This window comes from Pseudomonas sp. MDT2-39-1 (assembly GCF_054898085.1).
The window spans coordinates 2712222-2732385 of record NZ_CM142716.1; the positions used below are offsets into that span (position 1 = coordinate 2712222).

At 58.0% G+C, this 20164-nt stretch carries 19 protein-coding genes and 2 pseudogenes; 9 read left to right on the forward strand and 12 right to left on the reverse strand.

Annotated elements, in window-relative coordinates; translation table 11 throughout:
* Positions 1-43: 43 nt before the first annotated feature.
* Positions 44-2167 carry a putative bifunctional diguanylate cyclase/phosphodiesterase gene (locus ACYZTM_RS13020; protein ID WP_131060614.1) on the reverse strand — a complete coding sequence of 708 codons (2124 nt, stop codon included), beginning with the start codon at positions 2165-2167 and terminating at the stop codon, positions 44-46.
* A 323-nt stretch (positions 2168-2490) separates the two neighbouring features.
* On the opposite strand from ACYZTM_RS13020, the gene ACYZTM_RS13025 reads away from it, so the two are divergent.
* Both ACYZTM_RS13025 and ACYZTM_RS13030 read left to right on the forward strand, forming a co-directional pair.
* Positions 2491-3159, forward strand: a complete 669-nt coding sequence (locus ACYZTM_RS13025; protein ID WP_131060613.1) for a polysaccharide lyase family 7 protein — start codon at positions 2491-2493, stop codon at positions 3157-3159.
* 716 nt (positions 3160-3875) lie between these two features.
* Positions 3876-4169, forward strand: a complete 294-nt coding sequence (locus tag ACYZTM_RS13030; protein WP_131060612.1) for a fructose-bisphosphate aldolase — start codon at positions 3876-3878, stop codon at positions 4167-4169.
* Positions 4170-4291: 122 nt separating this feature from the next.
* On the opposite strand, the gene ACYZTM_RS13035 is transcribed toward ACYZTM_RS13030, so the two are convergent.
* Positions 4292-4384 carry a ubiquitin-like protein gene (locus tag ACYZTM_RS13035; protein WP_218568845.1) on the reverse strand — a complete coding sequence of 31 codons (93 nt, stop codon included), beginning with the start codon at positions 4382-4384 and terminating at the stop codon, positions 4292-4294.
* The gene (locus ACYZTM_RS13040) at positions 4371-4646 is read right to left on the reverse strand and encodes a ubiquitin-like protein (RefSeq protein WP_461988897.1); all 276 of its coding nucleotides are present in this window, start codon (positions 4644-4646) and stop codon (positions 4371-4373) included. Before ACYZTM_RS13040 ends, ACYZTM_RS13035 begins: the two co-directional genes overlap by 14 nt.
* A gap of 298 nt (positions 4647-4944) precedes the next feature.
* Here ACYZTM_RS13040 and ACYZTM_RS13045 point away from each other — a divergent pair, with 298 nt between their 5' ends.
* Positions 4945-5301, forward strand: a complete 357-nt coding sequence (locus ACYZTM_RS13045; RefSeq protein ID WP_461988898.1) for a hypothetical protein — start codon at positions 4945-4947, stop codon at positions 5299-5301.
* Positions 5302-5798: 497 nt separating this feature from the next.
* Here ACYZTM_RS13045 and fba read toward each other — a convergent pair whose 3' ends face one another.
* From fba to tkt, 6 genes are all read right to left on the reverse strand, one after another.
* On the reverse strand, positions 5799-6863 hold the full coding sequence (gene fba / locus ACYZTM_RS13050) for a class II fructose-bisphosphate aldolase (protein WP_131060610.1): 1065 nt from the start codon (positions 6861-6863) through the stop codon (positions 5799-5801).
* Between the two features lie 235 nt (positions 6864-7098).
* Positions 7099-7431, reverse strand: coding sequence for an MliC family protein (locus ACYZTM_RS13055; protein ID WP_131060609.1), 333 nt, complete (start codon positions 7429-7431; stop codon positions 7099-7101).
* Between the two features lie 56 nt (positions 7432-7487).
* Complete coding sequence (locus tag ACYZTM_RS13060) at positions 7488-7709, reverse strand: hypothetical protein (RefSeq protein WP_010466937.1); 222 nt, start codon at positions 7707-7709, stop codon at positions 7488-7490.
* A gap of 34 nt (positions 7710-7743) precedes the next feature.
* The gene (locus ACYZTM_RS13065; RefSeq protein ID WP_131060608.1) at positions 7744-8907 is read right to left on the reverse strand and encodes a phosphoglycerate kinase; all 1164 of its coding nucleotides are present in this window, start codon (positions 8905-8907) and stop codon (positions 7744-7746) included.
* Between the two features lie 12 nt (positions 8908-8919).
* Complete coding sequence (epd, locus tag ACYZTM_RS13070) at positions 8920-9987, reverse strand: erythrose-4-phosphate dehydrogenase (RefSeq protein ID WP_461988899.1); 1068 nt, start codon at positions 9985-9987, stop codon at positions 8920-8922.
* 150 nt (positions 9988-10137) lie between these two features.
* Entirely contained in the window at positions 10138-12135 is a 1998-nt protein-coding gene (gene tkt / locus ACYZTM_RS13075) for a transketolase (RefSeq protein WP_461988900.1), read from the reverse strand.
* A 260-nt stretch (positions 12136-12395) separates the two neighbouring features.
* Between tkt and ACYZTM_RS13080 the strand changes: the two genes are divergently transcribed.
* From ACYZTM_RS13080 to ACYZTM_RS13095, 4 genes are all read left to right on the forward strand, one after another.
* A complete protein-coding gene (locus ACYZTM_RS13080; protein WP_461988901.1) occupies positions 12396-13391 on the forward strand; it encodes an ArsR/SmtB family transcription factor in 996 nt (331 codons plus the stop codon).
* 18 nt (positions 13392-13409) lie between these two features.
* Positions 13410-14600: a methionine adenosyltransferase gene (metK, locus tag ACYZTM_RS13085; RefSeq protein WP_461988902.1), complete on the forward strand. Its 1191-nt coding sequence runs from the start codon at positions 13410-13412 to the stop codon at positions 14598-14600.
* A gap of 281 nt (positions 14601-14881) precedes the next feature.
* Positions 14882-16555, forward strand: coding sequence for an NAD-dependent DNA ligase LigB (gene ligB, locus ACYZTM_RS13090; protein ID WP_461988903.1), 1674 nt, complete (start codon positions 14882-14884; stop codon positions 16553-16555).
* A 98-nt stretch (positions 16556-16653) separates the two neighbouring features.
* Positions 16654-17049: a DUF1090 domain-containing protein gene (locus ACYZTM_RS13095; RefSeq protein ID WP_461988904.1), complete on the forward strand. Its 396-nt coding sequence runs from the start codon at positions 16654-16656 to the stop codon at positions 17047-17049.
* Between the two features lie 187 nt (positions 17050-17236).
* Here ACYZTM_RS13095 and ACYZTM_RS13100 read toward each other — a convergent pair whose 3' ends face one another.
* Positions 17237-17686 (reverse strand): c-type cytochrome, encoded by a 450-nt coding sequence (locus tag ACYZTM_RS13100; RefSeq protein WP_131060601.1) that lies wholly within the window; start codon positions 17684-17686, stop codon positions 17237-17239.
* A gap of 128 nt (positions 17687-17814) precedes the next feature.
* On the opposite strand from ACYZTM_RS13100, the gene mltA reads away from it, so the two are divergent.
* Positions 17815-18999 carry a murein transglycosylase A gene (gene mltA / locus ACYZTM_RS13105; RefSeq protein ID WP_131060600.1) on the forward strand — a complete coding sequence of 395 codons (1185 nt, stop codon included), beginning with the start codon at positions 17815-17817 and terminating at the stop codon, positions 18997-18999.
* Between the two features lie 145 nt (positions 19000-19144).
* Here mltA and ACYZTM_RS13110 read toward each other — a convergent pair whose 3' ends face one another.
* Positions 19145-19528 (reverse strand): MAPEG family protein, encoded by a 384-nt coding sequence (locus tag ACYZTM_RS13110; protein WP_131060599.1) that lies wholly within the window; start codon positions 19526-19528, stop codon positions 19145-19147.
* Positions 19529-19568: 40 nt separating this feature from the next.
* Positions 19569-19805, reverse strand: a pseudogene (locus ACYZTM_RS13115) (EamA family transporter); the annotation flags it as partial.
* Between ACYZTM_RS13115 and ACYZTM_RS13120 the strand changes: the two are divergent.
* Positions 19801-20124 (forward strand): annotated as a pseudogene (locus ACYZTM_RS13120) (MFS transporter); the annotation flags it as partial. The pseudogenes ACYZTM_RS13115 and ACYZTM_RS13120 overlap by 5 nt on opposite strands.
* Between the last annotated feature and the right edge of the window lie 40 nt (positions 20125-20164).

The window sequence follows — 20164 nt, forward strand, 5'->3', positions numbered from 1 at the left end:
AGGCGGCAACACGAATCACGAAAAGGTCGCCAGTGTAGCGAATTCAGCGGGTCAGCGCGCTCCAGTCAAACGGCGCGACAAAGTCGCCGGCGTCCTCGGCCATCATCGGTCGCCCCACCAGAAAACCTTGCACATACTGGCAACCATTGGCTTGCAGCCATTCATATTGCGCAACGGTTTCCACCCCTTCGGCAATCACCAGCATCCCGTATTGCTTGCACAGGTCGATCACATTGCGCACCAGCGCCGCATCCCGTTCGGACGCCGGCAAGCGGGCGATCAGATGCCGATCGAACTTGAGTGTGTCCAGCTCAAGATCGCGCAAGTGAGACAGCGAGCACGGCCCGGAGCCGAAATCATCCAGCGCCACCCGCACCCCGAGGTTGCGCAGCAAGCGTAGTGTCTTGCGGGTTTCTTCGGGGTTTTGCATCAACGCTTCTTCCGTCACTTCGACTTCCAGATAACGCGGTTGCAAGCCGTGACGTTCCAGCACTTGGCGCAATTCAGTGACCAGGTTAGGCATGCCGAACTGAGTGCTGCTCAAACTGACGCCCAGCACCAGATCCTCGGCAAACAAGGTTTCCCAGGCTTTGCGCTGGCCGGCGCCGCGATGGTAAATCCAGCTGCCCAGACGACTGATCAGCCGCGCCTCTTCCAGCAATGGCAAAAACAGCCCCGGCGGTACATCACCGACGCTCGGGTGCTGCCAGCGCAACAGCGCTTCAAAACCACGAATCTGCCCGCTGCTGATCGCCACCTGCGGCTGATACACGAGGGTGAAATCACGGTTTTCAATGGCCGTGCGCACGCTCTCTTCGAGCATCAGCCGCGAACGCGCCCGGCCATTCATATCGTGATCGTAGAAACGGTATTGCTGCCGGCCGGCACGTTTGGCTTCGTACATCGCAATGTCCGATGCACGTAGCAACCCGTCGAGATTCGCACCGCAATCCGGGTAAGCAGCGATGCCGATGCTGGCGCCCAACGCGATGTCCAGGCCATCAATCTGCTGACAGATCGACACCCGCTCAATGAGCTTCTCGGCAATCTTCGCCGCTTGCTCGGGGAACTCCAGGTCCAGCAGCGCCGTGAATTCGTCGCCGCCCATGCGCGCCAGAATGTCGAAGGGCCGCAGACAGGCTTTCAATTGCTCGGACACCCAGCGCAGCACCCGGTCGCCGGCATCGTGACCGAGGGAGTCGTTGACGCGTTTGAAGCCGTCGAGGTCCAGGTACAGCAACACCCAGGCGCCATCGGAGCGTTCGCCGCGCAGCAGCAGATTTTCAACCGTCTGGTAAAAGCCGCGGCGGTTGAGCAGCCCGGTCAGCGGATCCGTCACTGCCTGGAACTCCAGTTGCTGATGCAGATGACGCACCACCGACATGTCCAGCACCGTCACCACCATCGCATGCTGTTCGCTGGGCAATGGCGCGCACGACAGCGCCACCGGCACTTGTTGGCCGGGCGCCGTTCGCAGCAGCGCGTCGTGCAGGCGCAGGGTTTCGCCGCGTTTGTAGCCGGTATAAAAATCGGAGTCCGCCCAGACCGGGATATGCGGTTTTTGCAGGAAATCCAGAAACTCCCTGCCTTGCAGGTCTTGCACCGTGGCATTGAGCAGCCGCGACATCGCCGGGTTGGCAAAGCGGATCAGACCGTCCTCACCCACCACCAGGATGCCTTCGGCGGTATTGTCCAGCACCGAGGCATTAAACGCGCGAGCGACCTCCAGATCGTGGCTCAGGCGCTGCAACGCACGGCGATTGCGCTGATGCTCGAGCAACGCCTGAACCTTGGGCTTGAGAATTTGCGGGTCGAACGGCTTGAACAGGTAATCCACGGCACCACTGGCGTAGCCCTTGATCACAGCGTCCTGGGACTGTTCGTTGGCGGTGAGGAAAATAATCGGCGTGAGGCGGGTTCGCTGACTGCCGCGCATCAAGCGCGCGACTTCAAAACCGTCCATGCCCGGCATCTGTACATCCAGCAGTACCAGGTCGACATCGTGTTCGAGTAAAAGACTGAGCGCTTCAAAACCGGAAGCCGCGGTAATCACCTGCCAATCCTGGCGCTGGAGCAACGCGCGCATGCTGATCAGGTTTTCAGGGTAATCATCGACGATCAAAAGGATCGAGCTGCCTTCAGCTGGCGTGGGTTGCGCGCATTCCATGCTGCTTCTCTTATTCGGGGCGTCAGGCCGGTTTCTCGTAAAAACCGGACAAATACTGAGACTTCACTCTAGACCGGGATCCGCAAAAGCAGAAGCTATCAGCGCGCCATCATTTAACCATCACGTACATTTGCCGACTAACGGTCGCTTCTACAGCCCCCTGAAACCGGGAAAGATGGCCTTTTAACAGGATTTTGACGCCATCCGTTTGTCATTTACACATTAACAAATTGAACTTCTGCGCATATAAAGATTGCCCCCAAGGCGCGTGCCAGAGCTTCTGGCACGCGCGTGCAGTAAAAAATTCGTGGAAGCTTTTGTCTATGATCGATCTCGCAACCTGGAACCTGAGCGTTCCTGTCGGCAATCCGCCGTACACCGTTGACACGCCAAAACTGGTGAACGGCTTCAAGGATCAATACTTCCACTCCAACACCGGCACACTGTTTTTCTGGGCACCGGTCACCGGCTCCAAAACTGAAAACGCAAAATACCCCCGCACCGAACTTCGCGAAACTTACAGCAATGGCACCCTGAAAAACTGGCTCTACCCGGACGCCGACAACTCCCTGCGCGCCACCCTCGCGGTCAACCAGGTACCGAGCTCAGGCAAAATCGTCATCGGCCAGATCCACGCCTATGAAAGCCAGAAACCCATGGTGAAACTCGAGTATCAGTACAAGACCAGTACGCAGTCGGGCAACATCGTCGCCAAGGTTCGTATGCGCCCTGATGACGACGAAGGTCGGATCATCACCATCGCCACCGGGGTGAAACTCGACCGGGAGTTTTCCTACCTCATCCACCTGAGCCCGGGCGGAGCGCTGGGCATCAGTGCGGCGGGCTACCAGTGGGACACCGACATCAGCGCGACCTGGCGCGACAAGCCGCTGTACTTCAAGGCCGGGGTGTACGTGCAAGACCACACCGGGTACACCAGCGAAGGCGGGAAAGTGACGTTCAGCACGCTGGATATTGATCACGATAAGTAGCGAGAGCACGCCCGATCGTTCCCACGCTCCCGCGTGGTAACGCATCCCGGGACGCTCCGCGTCCCAACCCTCCCAAGAACACAACATCCCCTGTAGCAGCTGTCGAGCCTGCGAGGCTGCGTCCGAGGACAAAGTCCTCGCAAGCCCGATGAACCTGGTCTACCTGAATAAATGCGTTGTCTGATTTACGACTGCTGCGCAGCCGAACGCAGCCTCGCAAGCTCGACAGCTGCTACAAACCAGTCATCTAAGCGTCTGAAAAACTCGTAGGACGCCTCTGACCGTGGCGAAGGAGCTTGCTCCCGCTGGACGGCGAAGCATCTCAAAATCCTGCCATCAATTTCTGATGACTCCCCACAGCGCCCTGTTTTACTGCGGTCGCGCCGTAAACCACAACCACCCCACCTACCTAAAAAGCAAGGCGGCGTCCTACAGGTCGGTTGCGGGAGCATGAATTGCTGCCTAAAGTTGGCCTGTCGCTGACACCGTTGGCGATAGGGTTTCGCAGCCCTAACGATACGTGTAGTAACCTAGCGCCTCGAAAAGACGGGCGCCTCAGCACTCGTCCTCCTTTTTTATGGTGGCTGTGTGTGGGAGACCTTCGGGTCTGCCGGGTTCCTCGTATCCTCGGTCTGCGAACCCGCACACAGCTACCACCCAATTCGTTTCGCAGCGAACGGCAGTAGCTCTTCTTTTAGATTCGAGGAGCTTTACTTATGTCAATGAACAACCCGCCCCGCCGCTTCACCCCCATGTCCCAACTCGCCACCGACCACCCCGTCCTGCTCATCGACAGCGACGCCCCGCTACGCGAACTTCACAACTGCGTCAGCGAACGCCTCAACGCCGTCCTCAAATACCTGAACCTCATGGCCTGCACCAGCCTGCCGGACTATGCGGAACACGACATCAACACCGTCACCAACATCGCCCGAATCATGGTTCAGGACATTGCCGATGTATTCGGGGTGATTGAACAGCGTGGGTTTGATACACCTAAAACCAAGTAGCCGATTTTCAAGCAATAAAAACCCGCATTTATGCGGGTTTTTATGGAACGAAGGTGGAACAAAGGGGCGGATTATTGGGACTTGAGACCGGTTAATGGGCAATCCCTTTTATTTCCTTTTTTTCACAATCGAAGCACCAACTGGAGTGTCGAGTTCGGCTGAATATTGTAATCCGACAATGTACGTCCGTCTTCAAGTTGCTTACCGGAAAAAATTCAAACGCTGCTGGCCCGGCGGAATGCCTTCTTTATCTTGATAATGGGCCTTTATATTTTCGATAGAATCGGACCGCTCAACCTCCAACGTTACCGTCTTGACTACATTTGTTGCGGAGCCTTGGACTTGCTGAACTATAATTTGCATACACCCTCTCTTAAAAATAATCAGGAAACAAATCGAACAAATAAAATTTGGAACGACTTGATTAATTCGTCTCTTTTTTTTGGATTGCGAAGCTAAACAATAGCCAGCACGCATTAAATCACCTGTAATAAATGACAGTTATTCATACAGTTTCGAAATAACAGATATCGCCAAACATACCATTGCACAGACCAAGAGAACGCATCTACTTTGAGACCAAACGACCAAATAAACCCACTCCACTTTCACCAACTTTAATCGTGCTCGCTTATAGCAAAACCATATTAAAAACTGTCAACTCTTACAGGTGACCCCACCTACTCATCAAGCTAATCTGGCCTACGCAACACATGAAATAGAATCGGACACACAAACAACTTCAGCCACCCTATAACTTCTGAAGGTATCTGCCATGCGCAAGCATACAAAAATCATCATTTTCTTTATTAGTATATTTATCTCAATAGCCGGTGCAGGCGTCACCTTAGCCGGGCAGTGCGACGATGATTGGTATCAGAGTTCGGCAAGCAAAAACTGCTCCTTGAAGACGCAACCAATACCGACCGCACCTCCTAGCGACCATTACAATGAATTTGACTGCGTCATTCATGTCTCCTGCCTCTCTGGCGGAACACATCCAGAACAAGAAAACAGTTGGAACACCAGGGAAGTAAACAACAGAACAGAAATAACCAGATCGTTCCCTTTCAGCTTTGTAAAATCCATCGTCAATTGCAATGGAGATTTGAGAACCGGCGCCTGTCCTTAATACGCAATACAACCAGGAGAAAAATCGAAAAATAAAGCCACTCGTTTCAAAATCGCAACAAAGCACCTTTCAACAATATCTGGAGACATGAAATATGGCCGGCCCCAACGGAGAGTTTTGCGACAATGCTAAAGGTGTCTGTATAGAAATCACATACGCCAATGAAAGCACTGGAAAAATGAAGGGAATACTAAAGGAAAACGGGTATCACTACACAGTGAATGGTTGTTACTAGCACGTCAAACCTAGCCTTACCATTATAAAGTTTACAACGGAGAACTCAGGAATAGAGGACACGTGGACCATGAATGCAGGTAGGCCATGCACTGCAATTTGGGGCATAAGATCATATAAAGTCGAAGACGACTCTTTAGCAGCCAAGGAATACACGCTCACAAAAAAAATAAGCGTTGTTAGCGAAGGAAATTTTCCTGCCATGCTTCTTTCAGCCAATAAAAAACCCGCATCACTGCGGGTTTTTATATAACGAGAAAGGCTCAGTTAACCTTAGCGTTCAACTCACCCTTCAAATACCGCTGATACATCGCTTCCAACGAGATCGGCTTGATCTTCGAAGCATTACCAGCAGTACCAAAAGCCTCATAACGAGCGATACACACATCACGCATCGCCGTCACAGTCGCGCCAAAGAACTTACGCGGATCAAACTCGCTAGGATTGGTCGCCATCAACCGACGCATCGCACCCGTCGAAGCCAAACGCAGGTCAGTATCGATATTGACCTTACGCACGCCGTACTTGATGCCTTCCACAATCTCTTCAACCGGCACGCCGTAGGTTTCTTTGATGTCGCCGCCGTACTGGTTGATGATCGCCAGCCACTCTTGCGGAACCGAAGACGAACCGTGCATTACCAGGTGGGTGTTCGGAATGCGTTTGTGGATTTCTTTGATGCGGTCGATGGCCAGCACGTCGCCGGTAGGTGGCTTGGTGAACTTGTAGGCGCCGTGGCTGGTGCCGATGGCGATGGCCAGGGCGTCGACCTGGGTGCGTTTGACGAAGTCAGCGGCTTCTTCCGGGTCGGTCAGCATTTGGCTGTGGTCCAGAACGCCTTCGGCGCCGATGCCGTCTTCTTCACCGGCCATGCCGGTTTCCAGCGAACCCAGGCAGCCCAGCTCGCCTTCAACCGATACGCCGCAAGCGTGAGCCAGGGCCACGGTTTGTTGGGTGACACGGACGTTGTAGTCGTAATCGGTCGGGGTCTTGCCGTCTTCGCCCAGGGAACCGTCCATCATTACCGAGCTGAAGCCCAGTTGGATCGAACGCTGGCAGACGTCAGGGCTGGTGCCGTGGTCCTGGTGCATGCACACCGGGATGTGCGGGAATTCTTCGATGGCGGCCAGGATCAGGTGACGCAGGAACGGTGCGCCGGCGTATTTGCGAGCACCGGCCGAGGCCTGGACGATCACCGGGGAGTCAGTCTTGTCAGCGGCTTCCATGATGGCGCGCATCTGCTCAAGGTTGTTGACGTTGAAGGCTGGAACGCCGTAGCCGAACTCGGCTGCGTGGTCCAGCATCTGGCGCATGCTGATAAGTGCCATTGTGTGTGTCTCTCCCGGTTTGGGTCGTTAATCGTGCCAGCCTGCCGTAGCGGCGGCGGCTATTCAAGTTATTGCAGATCGGGGGTTGGCCCTGGGCTGCGAATTCGGTGTTGCATCGATCTCTGTAGGAGCGAAGCTTGCTCGCGAAAGCGGTTTAACGGGCACACATGTGTTGAATGTGATGACGTCTTCGCGAGCAAGCTTCGCTCCTACAGGTTTCGCAAAAGCGTTTCAATTACTGCGCTTTACAACCGCGGCCAATCAAATCATTGGTGGCGACCCAGTAAACCAGGCCTTCCTCACCTTTTACGTGAAACGCCAGCATGTCGTTGCTGTACAGCGAACCTTCGGCGCCCGGTTCAAGCTTCAGGCGATAGACCTGATCGGCCCCGCCGAGGCGCACGTCGACTTCCTTGCGGCTGTCGTCGGTGTAGCGCCAGAGCACTTTGGCCTGGCTGTCACAGGTCCAGGTGGTCCAGTTGTCCGTCGATTCGGCAGGCTTGAACAGGTTGAAATTCGAGCAACCGGCCAGCAATGCCAACGCCATAACGGCGATAAAACCTTTCATCCATGTTCCTCGACTGACGGCGCACGCCGCCAGCCCTGAGTAATGTGTCAGACCCGTCAAGGGCAACCATGTTCCTTGGCCGGGGTCTGCGTCTCGTATTTCTCCAGGCCATCAGGCCCGGAACGCTTGTTGATCACCGGGTTGGTTTCCGCTTGCCAGTCGGCCTGGTAGCAGCCTTTTTCCACTGACTGCGGCGCAGGTTCCGGCTTGGCTTTCGGGTTACTCCCGCAAGCCACCAGCATACCCGCAGCGATCAACAGCGCTAACGGCTTGACCATAAGAACACTCCTTTGCGTGGTCAAATGGACGACCTCAGGCCTTGGCCCGGCTTTCCAGGACTTCAACGGCTGGCAAAACCTTGCCTTCCACGAACTCAAGGAACGCGCCGCCGCCGGTAGAAATGTAGGAGATCTGATCGGCAACGCCATATTTATCGATGGCCGCCAGGGTGTCGCCGCCGCCAGCGATCGAAAACGCCGAGCTGTCCGCGATGGCCTGGGCCAGGACTTTGGTGCCGTTACCGAACTGGTCGAATTCAAACACGCCCACCGGGCCGTTCCACAGGATGGTCTTGGACGACTTCAGCAGCTCGGCGAAATTCGCCGCGGTCTGTGGGCCGATGTCCAGAATCATGTCGTCTGCGGCCACATCAGCGATCAGCTTGACGGTAGCGGTGGCGCTTTCAGCGAATTCCTTGGCAACGACGACGTCGACCGGCAGCGGTACGCTGACCTTGGCGGCGATGGCGCGAGCGGTGTCCAGCAGATCCGGCTCGTACAGGGACTTGCCGACCGGGTGACCGGCAGCGGCCAGGAAGGTGTTGGCAATGCCGCCGCCGACGATCAGCTGGTTGCAGATCTGGCTCAGGCTGTTCAGCACGTCGAGTTTGGTCGACACCTTGGAGCCGGCAACGATGGCAGCCATCGGCTGGGCCGGGGCGCCGAGGGCTTTGCCCAGTGCGTCCAGCTCAGCAGCCAGCAGCGGACCAGCGGCAGCGACTTTGGCGAACTTGGCCACGCCGTGGGTCGAACCCTCGGCGCGGTGAGCGGTGCCGAAGGCGTCCATCACGAACACGTCGCACAGGGCGGCGTATTGCTGGGCCAGTTCGTCAGCGTTCTTTTTCTCGCCTTTGTTGAAGCGTACGTTTTCAAACAGAACGATGTCGCCGGCTTTCACGTCGACGCCGCCCAGGTAATCGGCAACCAGCGGCACTTCGCGGCCCAGGGCCTTGCTCAGGTAGTCAGCGACTGGCTTGAGGCTGTTCTCGGCCGAGAATTCGCCTTCGGTCGGACGGCCAAGGTGCGAGCAAACCATCACGGCCGCGCCTTTTTCCAGGGCCAGCTTGATGGTCGGCAGCGAAGCCAGGATTCGCGCATCGCTGGTGACTACACCGTCCTTGACTGGGACGTTGAGGTCTTCGCGGATCAGTACGCGCTTACCTTGCAGATCGAGGTCGGTCATCTTCAACACGGTCATGGGTCGCATTTCCTACTGTTTTGGAGAGCAGTGTTTTGGAGAGCCAGCTGATTGCAGATAGTGTTCCGCAACATCCAGCATTCGGTTGGCAAAACCCCATTCGTTGTCGAACCAGGCCAGGATGTTCACCAGCCGTGGGCCGGAAACTCGGGTCTGACTGGCATCGACGATGGCCGAATGTGGGTCATGATTGAAATCACAACTGGCGTGAGGCAACTCGGTGTAGGCCAGAAGGCCTTTGAGCGGGCCAGTGGTGGCGGCCTCGCGCAAAATCCGATTGACCTCGGTGGCGTCGGTGTCGCTGACGGTCTGCATCGTAATGTCGAGGCAAGACACGTTAACCGTCGGCACCCGCACGGCTTTGGCCTGAATTCGCCCGGCAAGTTCCGGCAACAGGCGTTCGATGCCACGCGCCAGACCAGTGGACACCGGAATCACCGACTGGAACGCCGAACGCGTGCGGCGCAGGTCTTCGTGATGATAGGCATCGATGACCGGCTGATCGTTCATTGCCGAGTGGATGGTGGTGATCGACACGTATTCCAGACCAATGGCCTGATCCAGCAGGCGCAGCAGCGGCACGCCGCAGTTGGTGGTGCAGGACGCGTTGGACACCAGCAGCTCGTCGCCGGTCAGGCAATCCTGGTTCACGCCGTAGACGATGGTAGCGTCGACATCCGCCTCGCTGGCCATCGGCTGGGAAAACAACACACGCGGCGCACCGGCATCAAGGAACCGCTGGCCATCGGCACGCGTGTGGTAAGCGCCGGAGCACTCCAGCACCAGATCGACGCCCAGGGACGCCCAATCGATGCCTTCGGGGGTGGCACTGCGCAGGACCTTCACGCAGTCACCATTAATATGCAGACAATCGCCGTCGACCTTCACTTCACCGGGAAAACGCCCGTGCGTGGAGTCGAAGCGTGTCAGGTATTCGATGCTGGCCATGTCAGCCAGATCGTTGATCGCGACAATTTCAAACCCTGCCTTCTCGCCTCGCTCAAACAACGCACGCAAGACGCAACGACCAATCCGGCCGTAGCCGTTGAGTGCAACTTTGTAAGGACGCGGTTGAGGCATTGGGTTCTCGATTACCGTGGTGAATCCGTTATTGCAGCGTTGCCTGGACCAACGCCTTCGCGAGCAAGCCCGCTCCCACATGAGAATGCGATCTCATGTGGGAGCGGGCTTGCTCGCGAAAGCGGCAGTCCAGACGACACATTTTCTGGATCAGTCTTCCAGCAGCTCTTCAGCCTGACCCAGGATGTTTTCCAGGGTGAAACCGAACTCTTCGAACAAGGCTGGCGCAGGCGCCGACTCGCCGAAGGTGGTCATGCCGATCACGCGGCCTTCCAGGCCCACGTACTTGTACCAAAAGTCCGCGTGAGCGGCTTCGATAGCGATACGGGCGCTGACCTGCAACGGCAGAACTGCCTGCTTGTAGCCGGCGTCTTGCGCATCGAACACGCTGGTGCACGGCATCGAAACAACGCGCACTTTGCGACCTTGCTCGGTCAGCTTGTCGTAAGCCTGAACCGCCAGGCCGACTTCGGAACCGGTGGAGATCAGGATCAGCTCAGGCTCGCCTGCGCAGTCCTTCAACACGTAACCGCCACGGGCGATGTCGGCGATCTGCAGCGCGCTGCGTTCCTGATGTTGCAGGTTCTGACGCGAGAAGATCAGCGCCGAAGGGCCATCCTTGCGCTCGATGGCCTCTTTCCAGCAAACGGCCGATTCAACGGCATCGGCTGGACGCCAGGTGTCGAGGTTCGGCGTGCTGCGCAGGCTGGTCAGTTGCTCGATCGGCTGGTGAGTCGGGCCGTCTTCGCCCAGACCGATGGAGTCGTGGGTGTAGACGAACACCACGCGCTTCTTCATCAGCGAAGCCATGCGCACGGCGTTGCGCGCGTATTCCATGAACATCAGGAAGGTCGCGCCGTAAGGCACCAGACCGCCGTGCAGAGCCACGCCGTTCATGATCGCGCTCATGCCGAATTCGCGAACGCCGTAGTACATGTAGTTGCCGCTGGCGTCTTCAGCCGAAACACCTTTGCAACCTTTCCACAGGGTCAGGTTGGAACCGGCCAGGTCAGCGGAGCCGCCCAGCAGTTCAGGCAACAGCGGGCCGTAGGCATTCAGTGCGTTCTGGCTGGCTTTACGGCTGGCGATGGTTTCGCCTTTGGCGGCGACTTCAGCAATATAAGCAGAGGCTTTTTCAGCGAAGTCTTCCGGCAGGTCGCCGCTCAAGCGACGGACCAGTTCGTTGGCCAGCTCAGGGAACGCAGCGGAATAGGCAGCGAAACGCTGATCCCATTCGGCTTCGGCCGCGCGACCGGTTTCCTTGGCGTCCCACTCGGCATAGATGTCGGCCGGGATTTCGAACGGACCGTGGTTCCATTTCAGCGCAGCACGGGTCAGAGCGATTTCCGCGTCACCCAGTGGGGCGCCGTGGCAGTCTTCCTTGCCTTGCTTGTTCGGCGAACCGAAACCGATGGTGGTCTTGCAGCAGATCAGGGTTGGCTGATCGCTTTTGCGCGCGGTTTCGATCGCAGTCTTGATCTCTTCCGGATCGTGACCGTCGACGTTGCGGATCACCTGCCAGTTGTAAGCTTCGAAACGCTTCGGGGTGTCGTCGGTGAACCAGCCTTCGACTTCGCCGTCGATGGAGATGCCGTTGTCATCGTAGAAGGCGATCAGTTTGCCCAGGCCCAAAGTACCGGCCAGGGAGCCGACTTCGTGGGAAATGCCTTCCATCATGCAGCCATCACCCAGGAACACGTAGGTGTGGTGGTCGACAACGTTGTGGCCAGGACGGTTGAACTGCGCCGCCAGGACTTTTTCAGCCAGGGCGAAACCTACGGCGTTGGCCAAGCCTTGGCCCAATGGACCGGTGGTGGTTTCAACGCCCGGGGTGTAGCCGAATTCCGGGTGGCCCGGGGTACGGCTGTGCAGTTGGCGGAAGTTTTTCAGGTCATCGATCGACAGGTCGTAGCCGGTCAGGTGCAGCAGCGAGTAGATCAACATCGAGCCGTGACCGTTGGACAGCACGAAGCGGTCACGGTCGGCGAACGATGGATTGCTCGGGTTGTGCTTCAGGTAGTCACGCCAAAGTACTTCGGCGATATCCGCCATACCCATAGGGGCACCGGGATGGCCGCTGTTGGCTTTTTGCACGGCATCCATGCTGAGGGCACGAATGGCGTTGGCACGCTCACGACGGCTGGGCATCGCTGATCTCCTGGGGGCTGAATAAAACGAAACGGAAAAAAGGCGAGCATTTTCCCTCACCCACCCGCCTCGGGGCAATGACAGATAGTCATCTGGAGGCGTTTTTCCAATTGTTAACAGCGGTTTCGACTGATGAAACCTTTCCGCTGTTCGTTTGTTGACTGAACCTAACGTCGAGAAGTGCCATCTATCGAGCAATATCAAAACTTTTTGATATTGCTCTTGCAGTGATTTCTGCCCGTCACTAGACTGCTGGCCTTATGAATTTACGCGTGCCTTCCATTCAACATGACGATTGCGATGAGCTGGCGGCCCTGTGCAAGGCCGGCGGCGATCCTCTGCGGCTGAATGTATTGCGCGCACTGGCCAACGATTCGTTTGGCGTACTGGAACTGGCGCAGATCTTCGGGATGGGTCAGTCGGGCATGAGTCACCACCTCAAGGTATTGGCCCAGGCCGACCTGGTGGCGACTCGCCGTGAAGGCAACGCGATTTTCTACCGTCGCGCCCTGCCCCACACCGACCTGCTGGGCGGCAAGCTGCACGCAGCCTTGCTCGAAGAAGTGGACAACCTGACCCTGCCGGCCGATGTGCAGTCGCGGATCGCTCAGGTCCATGGGCAACGAGCCGCCGCCAGCCAGGACTTTTTCTCACGGGTGGCGGAAAAGTTTCGCGCCCAGCAGGACTTGATCGCCGGCCTGCCGCAATACCGCGAAAGCGTGGTGGCATTGCTCGACAAGCTGAGTTTCAGTGAAGGCGCCACGGCCATAGAAGTCGGCCCCGGCGACGGTGAATTTCTGCCGGAACTGGCGCGCCGCTTCACCCAGGTCACGGCGCTGGACAACAGCTCGGCGATGCTCGAACTGGCGCGTCAGGTCTGCGAACGCGAGACGCTGGCTAACGTCAGCCTGCAACTGGCCGATGCATTGAATGGTGTGAGCCTCAAGGCCGATTGCGTTGTATTGAACATGGTGCTGCACCATTTTGCCGCACCGGCCGAAGCGCTCAAGCACATGGCCGATTTACTGCAACCGAGCGGTAGCCTGCTTGTGACAGAGTTATGTAGCCATAACCAGAGTTGGGCCAGGGAGGCCTGCGGTGATCTTTGGTTGGGGTTTGAACAGGACGATTTGGCCCGTTGGGCCACCGCTGCGGGACTCGTTCCCGGGGAAAGCCTCTATGTAGGCTTACGTAATGGTTTCCAGATCCAGGTCCGCCATTTTCAGCGACCGGCTGGCGACACTCACCATCGGTAAATTCAGGAAAAAATCGAGATGAGCGAATACTCCCTCTTCACCTCCGAGTCCGTGTCCGAAGGGCATCCGGACAAAATCGCCGACCAGATTTCCGATGCGGTGCTGGATGCCATCATTGCTGAAGACAAGTTCGCCCGAGTCGCGTGCGAGACGCTGGTTAAAACCGGCGTGGCAATCATCGCAGGTGAAGTCACCACATCGGCTTGGGTCGACCTGGAACAGATCGTTCGCGACGTCATCCTGGGCATTGGCTACAACAGCTCTGACGTCGGCTTCGACGGCGCCACTTGCGGTGTGATGAACATCATCGGCAAGCAGTCCCCTGACATCAACCAGGGTGTCGACCGTGCCAAGCCTGAAGATCAGGGCGCCGGCGACCAAGGCCTGATGTTCGGCTACGCCAGCAACGAAACCGACGTGCTAATGCCAGCACCGATCACGTTCTCGCACCAGCTGGTGCAGCGCCAGGCCGAAGCCCGTAAATCCGGCCTGCTGCCTTGGCTGCGCCCGGACGCCAAGTCGCAAGTGACTTGCCGTTACGAAGGCGGCAAGGTTGTCGGTATCGACGCCGTTGTGCTGTCGACCCAGCACAACCCTGACGTGTCCTACAAAGACCTGCGCGAAGGCGTGATGGAGCTGATCGTCAAGCACGTACTGCCTGCCGAACTGCTGAGCAAAGACACCCAATTCCACATCAACCCGACCGGCCAATTCATCATCGGTGGCCCGGTGGGCGACTGCGGTCTGACCGGTCGCAAGATCATCGTCGACAGCTACGGCGGCATGGCTCGTCACGGCGGCGGCGCGTTCTCCGGTAAAGATCCATCGAAGGTTGACCGCTCGGCTGCCTACGCGGGTCGTTACGTGGCCAAAAACATCGTCGCTGCCGGCCTGGCCGAGCGTTGCGAGATTCAGGTTTCCTACGCGATCGGTGTTGCCCAGCCGACTTCGATCTCGCTGAACACCTTCGGCACCGGCAAAATCAGCGACGACAAGATCGTCAAACTGGTTCGCGAAGTGTTCGACCTGCGTCCATACGCGATCACCACCATGCTCGACCTGCTGCACCCGATGTACCAGGAAACTGCTGCGTACGGCCACTTCGGTCGCACCCCGGCCACCAAGACTGTGGGCGAAGATACTTTCACCACCTTCACCTGGGAAAAGACCGACCGCGCCGACGACCTGCGTACTGCAGCCGGCCTGTAAGACTTTCCTGGCGGTACCAAAAGCCCCGCACGGTTCGCCGTGCGGGGCTTTTTATTGTCTTGCGCTTTACACCGAGTCGCCCCCTTCGCGAGCAAGCCCGCTCCCACACTGGATCTTCAGTGAAGACAAATTTTGTGTAGACACAGATCCCATGTGGGAGCGGGCTTGCTCGCGAAGAGGCCAGCCCAGGCACCACTAGAAACACCAGGCAAAACACCCACTCTTCCCCCCAGAAAAAACTGACTAACCTTCAAGCATCTCCCTGAGCAAGGACGCTCACGATGCTTCTGCGCCTGTTTTCCGCTTTGTTCCTGACCTTGTTTTGCCTGAGCTCAATTGCCAACGACTGCCCCGACTGGTCACCCGCCCGCGCCCTGGACGAAATAACGGCCCTGCAAAAACAAATCGACTTCTGGGACGACAACTACCACCGCAATGGACGCTCACTGGTCGCCGACGAAATCTATGATCAATCCCGCGCGCGATTGAGCGAATGGCGTGAGTGTTTTGACTTGAGTCTGGCGCCCGACCCCTTGCGCACCGCGGGCGGCAAGATTGCCCACCCCATCGCCCACACGGGCCTGGAAAAACTGCGTGATGGTCGTGCGGTCGAGCATTGGCTACGCGAGCGCAATGACATCTGGATACAACCCAAGGTCGACGGCGTGGCCGTGACATTGATCTATCGCAACGGCGCGCTGCATCAGGCAATCAGTCGAGGTGACGGGGTAAACGGCCAGGACTGGACCGCGTCGGCCCGACTGATCGAGGCCATCCCCCGACAACTGCCGCAACCCTTGGATTTACTGGTACAAGGCGAACTCTATTGGCGCCTGACCGATCATGTGCAAGCCAAGGCAGGCAGCCTCAACGCACGCTCCACGGTGGCTGGATTGATGGCTCGCAAAGAGCTGAACGCCGAACAGGCCGGTGGAATCGGGTTGTTTGTCTGGGACTGGCCGCAAGGTCCGGCAAGCCTGCCCGCCCGGGCGGCGGCTCTCGATGAAATGGGCTTCCCGAGTACTGCGCCTTACAGTCAGCCCATCAAGGTTTTTGCCGACGCTGAACAATGGCGCGATCACTGGTATCGCACACCCTTGCCCTTTGCCAGCGATGGCGTTGTTTTGCGTCAGAGCCAGCGTCCACCGGCCGAGCGCTGGCAGGCGCGGCCGTCCTTCTGGAGCGTTGCCTGGAAGTATCCGTTCGCCCAGGCACTGGCCGAAGTACGCAAGGTTCACTTCAAAATCGGGCGGACGGGCCGGATTACACCGGTGCTGGACCTGACGCCCGTGACGCTTGATGACCGACAGATCAAACGCGTGAGCGTCAGCTCTCTGCGACGTTGGGAGGAACTGGATATCCGCCCCGGGGATCAGGTGTCCATCAGCCTGGCGGGACTGACCATTCCAAGGCTCGACGGCGTCGTGCTGCGCAGTACCGAACGCGCTGAATTCGACGTGCCATTGGCAGCAGACTTTCATCAGTTGAGTTGCTGGCAACCGACATCAGGATGCAAGAGCCAATTCCTCGCGCGCCTGACCTGGCTCAGCAGCAAGCAGGGACTGGCCTTGCCCCATCTCGGCCCTGGCACCTGGGAGAAACTTTTCGAAATAGGCCGCCTAAACAGCCTGCTGGATTGGTTGACCCTCGATGCTCAAGAGCTTGCTAACATTGATGGCTTCGGTGAGCGCAGCACGGCTCGCCTTTTAAACAGTTTCAACATCGCCCGGCAACGCCCGTTTGCTCACTGGCTCAAAGCCTTGGGGTTGCCGCCGACCGGCCAGGCACGGCTTGCCGATTCATGGCAGGAACTGGCGGATCGAAACACCGAACAATGGCAGGCAGAAGCAGGTATCGGCCCGGGACGCGCGGCGCAATTGAGCGCATTTTTCCGCGACCCGCACGTCCTGGCACTGAGTCAAACATTACGCATGGCCGGGATTGACGGTTTTTAAACGCCGACGACACACGGCAACCCGGGAACCCAAAGGGGCCGACAGGCTCAAACGCCCATCGCCACATCGACCCGATTGTCTTTGCACATGGAGCTTTTATGAAATTTCTTTCACCGCTCGCCTTGTTGACCCTTTGCAGCGTGATGGCCGCTCCCCTGATGGCCGCCGAAGAAGCCCCTGAGCTGACCGGCTGCGCCGCGAAGAAACAGGGGATCATCAATCAGATCGAACTGGCCAAATCCCACGGCAACGCCGATCAGCAGGCCGGCCTCGAAACGGCCCTGAGCGAAGTCACCGCCCATTGCACCGATGCCTCGCTGAAGAAGGAACGGGAAAACAAGGTGCTCGACGCCAAGCATGAAGTCAGCAAGCATCAGGCCGACCTGGACAAAGCCATGAAGAAAGGCGATCCGGAGAAGATCGACAAGCGCAAAAACAAACTCGCTGAGTCCCGCAAGGAATTGCAGGACGCACTCGACGAACTGGATAAATAAGCCCCTGAGCTAAGCGAGGGAGCTTTTGTGGCGAAGGGGCTTGTCCCCGTTCGGCTGCGCAGCCGTCGTCATCGTGCAACTCGATTCTTCAGTTTTATCGAACCGCCGGGTTTTGGGGCCGCTTCGCAGCCCAACGGGGCGATGCGGCGTTCCGACAAGCCCCCTCGCCACAGGAATGCGTTGCCAATCAATGATCCCGAAACTCTTTATGGCAGGCACTACACGCGTCTTCGACTTTCTGCACTGCCGGGCTCAGGTTACTGGCCTTGTAAGGCTGAACCTTGCTGGCAATCACCAAATCACCGGTGGCGGCTTCAAGGGTGCGGACCATTTCCTGGAAACGTGCCTGCTGCTGCCACACATTGTCCTTGGCGCTGGTGTGATCTTCTTCGCGCACCTGCGGAAAATGTTTCCACGGCTCACGGGACAAGGCGTCGAGCTTCACAGCGCCTTCCTCGAATTTCGGACCGTCGAACGGGATACGACCACGCAACATACCGCCCAGATCTTCGCCGGTCTTGAGCATCTGTTTGAAGATCGCCTTGCGCTGGCCCAACGGCGAATTCGGGTCGACTCCACCGCACGCAGACAACGTCAGGCAGGCCAGCAATACAACAGAAAGTCTTTTAAGAGTCATGGGGGCTTCAGGTCACGGGAAACGGCGGCCAGTATCCTCGCGTCATCGGCAAAGACCAATAGCCCTATTATCAATACGGGTTGTTTGAGCGCATGGAGCACTCAGGCAACCGGCAAAGGAATTACTCCATGAACAGCCGTTTCAAGGCATGGCGACACCACCTCGTGTGGACTCTTCCAATGGTGGCCGTGCTCGCTGGCTGCACCGGCGGCGATAAGAACACCCCTAAAACCCACGCGTTGGCGACCTACTCCAGCGCCACTTGGGAAGCGCTGCCGGCAGTGTCCGACAGCGATCTGGTCGCCGGCTTCGGCTCGTGGCGCAGCGCCTGCACCCGACTCAAGGCCGACCCGGTCTGGGGTTCGACCTGTGCGGCTTCCGCCAATGTGCCGCAAACCGCCAACGACATCCGCGGCTTCCTCAAGCAGAACCTCGACGTCTACGGCCTGCGCGCCGCCAATGACAATCCCAACGGTTTGATCACCGGCTATTACGAACCGGTCTACCCCGGCAGCCTGACCCAGACCGAAGTGGCGAGCATTCCGGTATACGGCGTGCCCGAGGACATGATCATTGTCTCTCTGGACAGCATCTATCCGGAACTCAAGGGCAAACGCCTGCGCGGACGACTCGAAGGTCGCGTGCTCAAGCCTTACGACGATGCGGCAACGATTGAGACCAAAGGGGTCAAGGCGCCGGTGGTGGCCTGGTTGACCGACCCGATGAACCTGCAATTCCTGCAAATCCAGGGTTCGGGCCGCATCCAGCTCGACGACGGCCGTCAACTGCGCATCGCGTATGCCGACCAGAATGGCCATCCGTATCGGCCGATCGGGCGCTGGCTGGTGGAGCAAGGCGAGCTGAAGAAAGAAGACGTGACCATGGGCGCCATCAGCACCTGGGCCAAGGCCAATCCGTCGCGCATTCCGGAACTGCTGGGCAGCAACCCGAGTTATGTGTTCTTCACCCGTAACCCGGACAGCAACGAAGGCCCACGCGGCTCGCTGAACGTTCCGCTGACGGCCGGTTACAGCGCGGCAGTGGATCGCAAAGTGATTCCGCTGGGCAGTCTGTTGTGGTTATCGACGACTAAGCCGGACGGCACCGCTCTCGTACGGCCGGTGGCAGCGCAAGACACGGGTGGCGCGATTGCCGGCGAAGTGCGTGCGGATTTGTTCTGGGGCACTGGCGAGGCGGCCGGGCAATTGGCCGGGGATATGAAACAGCAGGGGCAGATCTGGATGCTATGGCCTAAAGGCGCGGCGTTGCCGCAAGTGCCTCAAGTTGCCGATGCGGTTAAAGCCAAGCCCTGAAATCTGCACTGGCAGTCAGATAGCTTTCGCGGGCAAGCCTCGCTCCTACAGGGATGACCGTCGAACACACATTGTGTGTTCGACGCAGATCCCCGTAGGAGCGAGGCTTGCCCGCGAAGAGGCCAGAGTAAACACCGCAAATCCGTCAGACTGAAACCACAAAGAAACTGACAATCAACCCCATCCCCACAAACCACACCAACGACCGCAAAATATGCCAGTCCGCCAGGTAACAAATGATGTAGAGCAGCCGACTGGTGATAAACAAAACCGACAGCACATTGATCGTCACTAGCTCGGCATTGCCGGCCAGATGCGCAACGATCACCGCCGCCGCGAACGCCGGGGTCACTTCAAAACTGTTCAGTTGCGCCGCATGTGCGCGTCTACCCAAACCATTCAGCGACTCGAGAAAGTCACGGGGGTCATGGTTGTCTTTCAGCCTGTACCCGCCAACGGCCTTGGCGATGCCCGTGCAGATATACGGCAGGAAGATCGCGATCAAAATGCACCACAGAGCAACCGTCATAAAGCAGTCCTTTCTTCAGTTTTAGAATGTTGAGCAGCCGTCAGAACTTCATCACCAAAATACCGACCAGCACCAGCCCACAGGCTAAGAGCCTTGGCCTGCCGAAAGGTTCTTTCAGGTACCGCATACCGAACAGCACCACCAGGATCACGCTGATCTCGCGCAACGCCGCCGCTTCTGCAATCGACCCAAGCTGCATGGCCCACAGCACCAAAGCGTAGCTGAACAACACGCAGAACCCGACCGCCAGCCCCAGTCGCCACTGTTCACGCCAGAACAGTCACTCGGTGATTCCGGCGGCGATTACCCTGGTGCTGTGGGGGATTTTTGCGTTTGCCCTGTGCCCGATTTTGCAATTGCTGATCATCGATCAGGCGCATGAAGCCCCCAACCTCGGCTCGACGCTGAACCAGAGCGCCTTTAACCTCGGCAACGCGGCGGGGGCGTGGATCGGCGGGCTGGTGGTTGCCAGCGGTGCCGATCTGGCGGACCTGCCATGGACCGGCGCGCTGGTCAGTGGCCTGACGGTGCTGACTGCGCTGTTCTACATCTATCTGCAACGTCGCGGAGTGGCTGCGGTCAATGTGTCCGGCTGAACAATTGCTCCGCCCATGACATCGCTTTCGCGGGCAAGCC

Excerpts from the sequence above, each read along its gene's own strand:
- ACYZTM_RS13020 (WP_131060614.1), bottom strand. The coding sequence starts at position 2,167 with ATGGAATGCGCGCAACCCACGCCAGCTGAAGGCAGCTCGATCCTTTTG.
- ACYZTM_RS13025 (WP_131060613.1), top strand. The coding sequence starts at position 2,491 with ATGATCGATCTCGCAACCTGGAACCTGAGCGTTCCTGTCGGCAATCCG.
- ACYZTM_RS13030 (WP_131060612.1), top strand. The coding sequence starts at position 3,876 with ATGTCAATGAACAACCCGCCCCGCCGCTTCACCCCCATGTCCCAACTC.
- ACYZTM_RS13040 (WP_461988897.1), bottom strand. The coding sequence starts at position 4,646 with ATGCGTGCTGGCTATTGTTTAGCTTCGCAATCCAAAAAAAAGAGACGA.
- ACYZTM_RS13045 (WP_461988898.1), top strand. The coding sequence starts at position 4,945 with ATGCGCAAGCATACAAAAATCATCATTTTCTTTATTAGTATATTTATC.
- fba (WP_131060610.1), bottom strand. The coding sequence starts at position 6,863 with ATGGCACTTATCAGCATGCGCCAGATGCTGGACCACGCAGCCGAGTTC.
- ACYZTM_RS13055 (WP_131060609.1), bottom strand. The coding sequence starts at position 7,431 with ATGAAAGGTTTTATCGCCGTTATGGCGTTGGCATTGCTGGCCGGTTGC.
- ACYZTM_RS13060 (WP_010466937.1), bottom strand. The coding sequence starts at position 7,709 with ATGGTCAAGCCGTTAGCGCTGTTGATCGCTGCGGGTATGCTGGTGGCT.
- ACYZTM_RS13065 (WP_131060608.1), bottom strand. The coding sequence starts at position 8,907 with ATGACCGTGTTGAAGATGACCGACCTCGATCTGCAAGGTAAGCGCGTA.
- epd (WP_461988899.1), bottom strand. The coding sequence starts at position 9,987 with ATGCCTCAACCGCGTCCTTACAAAGTTGCACTCAACGGCTACGGCCGG.
- tkt (WP_461988900.1), bottom strand. The coding sequence starts at position 12,135 with ATGCCCAGCCGTCGTGAGCGTGCCAACGCCATTCGTGCCCTCAGCATG.
- ACYZTM_RS13080 (WP_461988901.1), top strand. The coding sequence starts at position 12,396 with ATGAATTTACGCGTGCCTTCCATTCAACATGACGATTGCGATGAGCTG.
- metK (WP_461988902.1), top strand. The coding sequence starts at position 13,410 with ATGAGCGAATACTCCCTCTTCACCTCCGAGTCCGTGTCCGAAGGGCAT.
- ligB (WP_461988903.1), top strand. The coding sequence starts at position 14,882 with ATGCTTCTGCGCCTGTTTTCCGCTTTGTTCCTGACCTTGTTTTGCCTG.
- ACYZTM_RS13095 (WP_461988904.1), top strand. The coding sequence starts at position 16,654 with ATGAAATTTCTTTCACCGCTCGCCTTGTTGACCCTTTGCAGCGTGATG.
- ACYZTM_RS13100 (WP_131060601.1), bottom strand. The coding sequence starts at position 17,686 with ATGACTCTTAAAAGACTTTCTGTTGTATTGCTGGCCTGCCTGACGTTG.
- mltA (WP_131060600.1), top strand. The coding sequence starts at position 17,815 with ATGAACAGCCGTTTCAAGGCATGGCGACACCACCTCGTGTGGACTCTT.
- ACYZTM_RS13110 (WP_131060599.1), bottom strand. The coding sequence starts at position 19,528 with ATGACGGTTGCTCTGTGGTGCATTTTGATCGCGATCTTCCTGCCGTAT.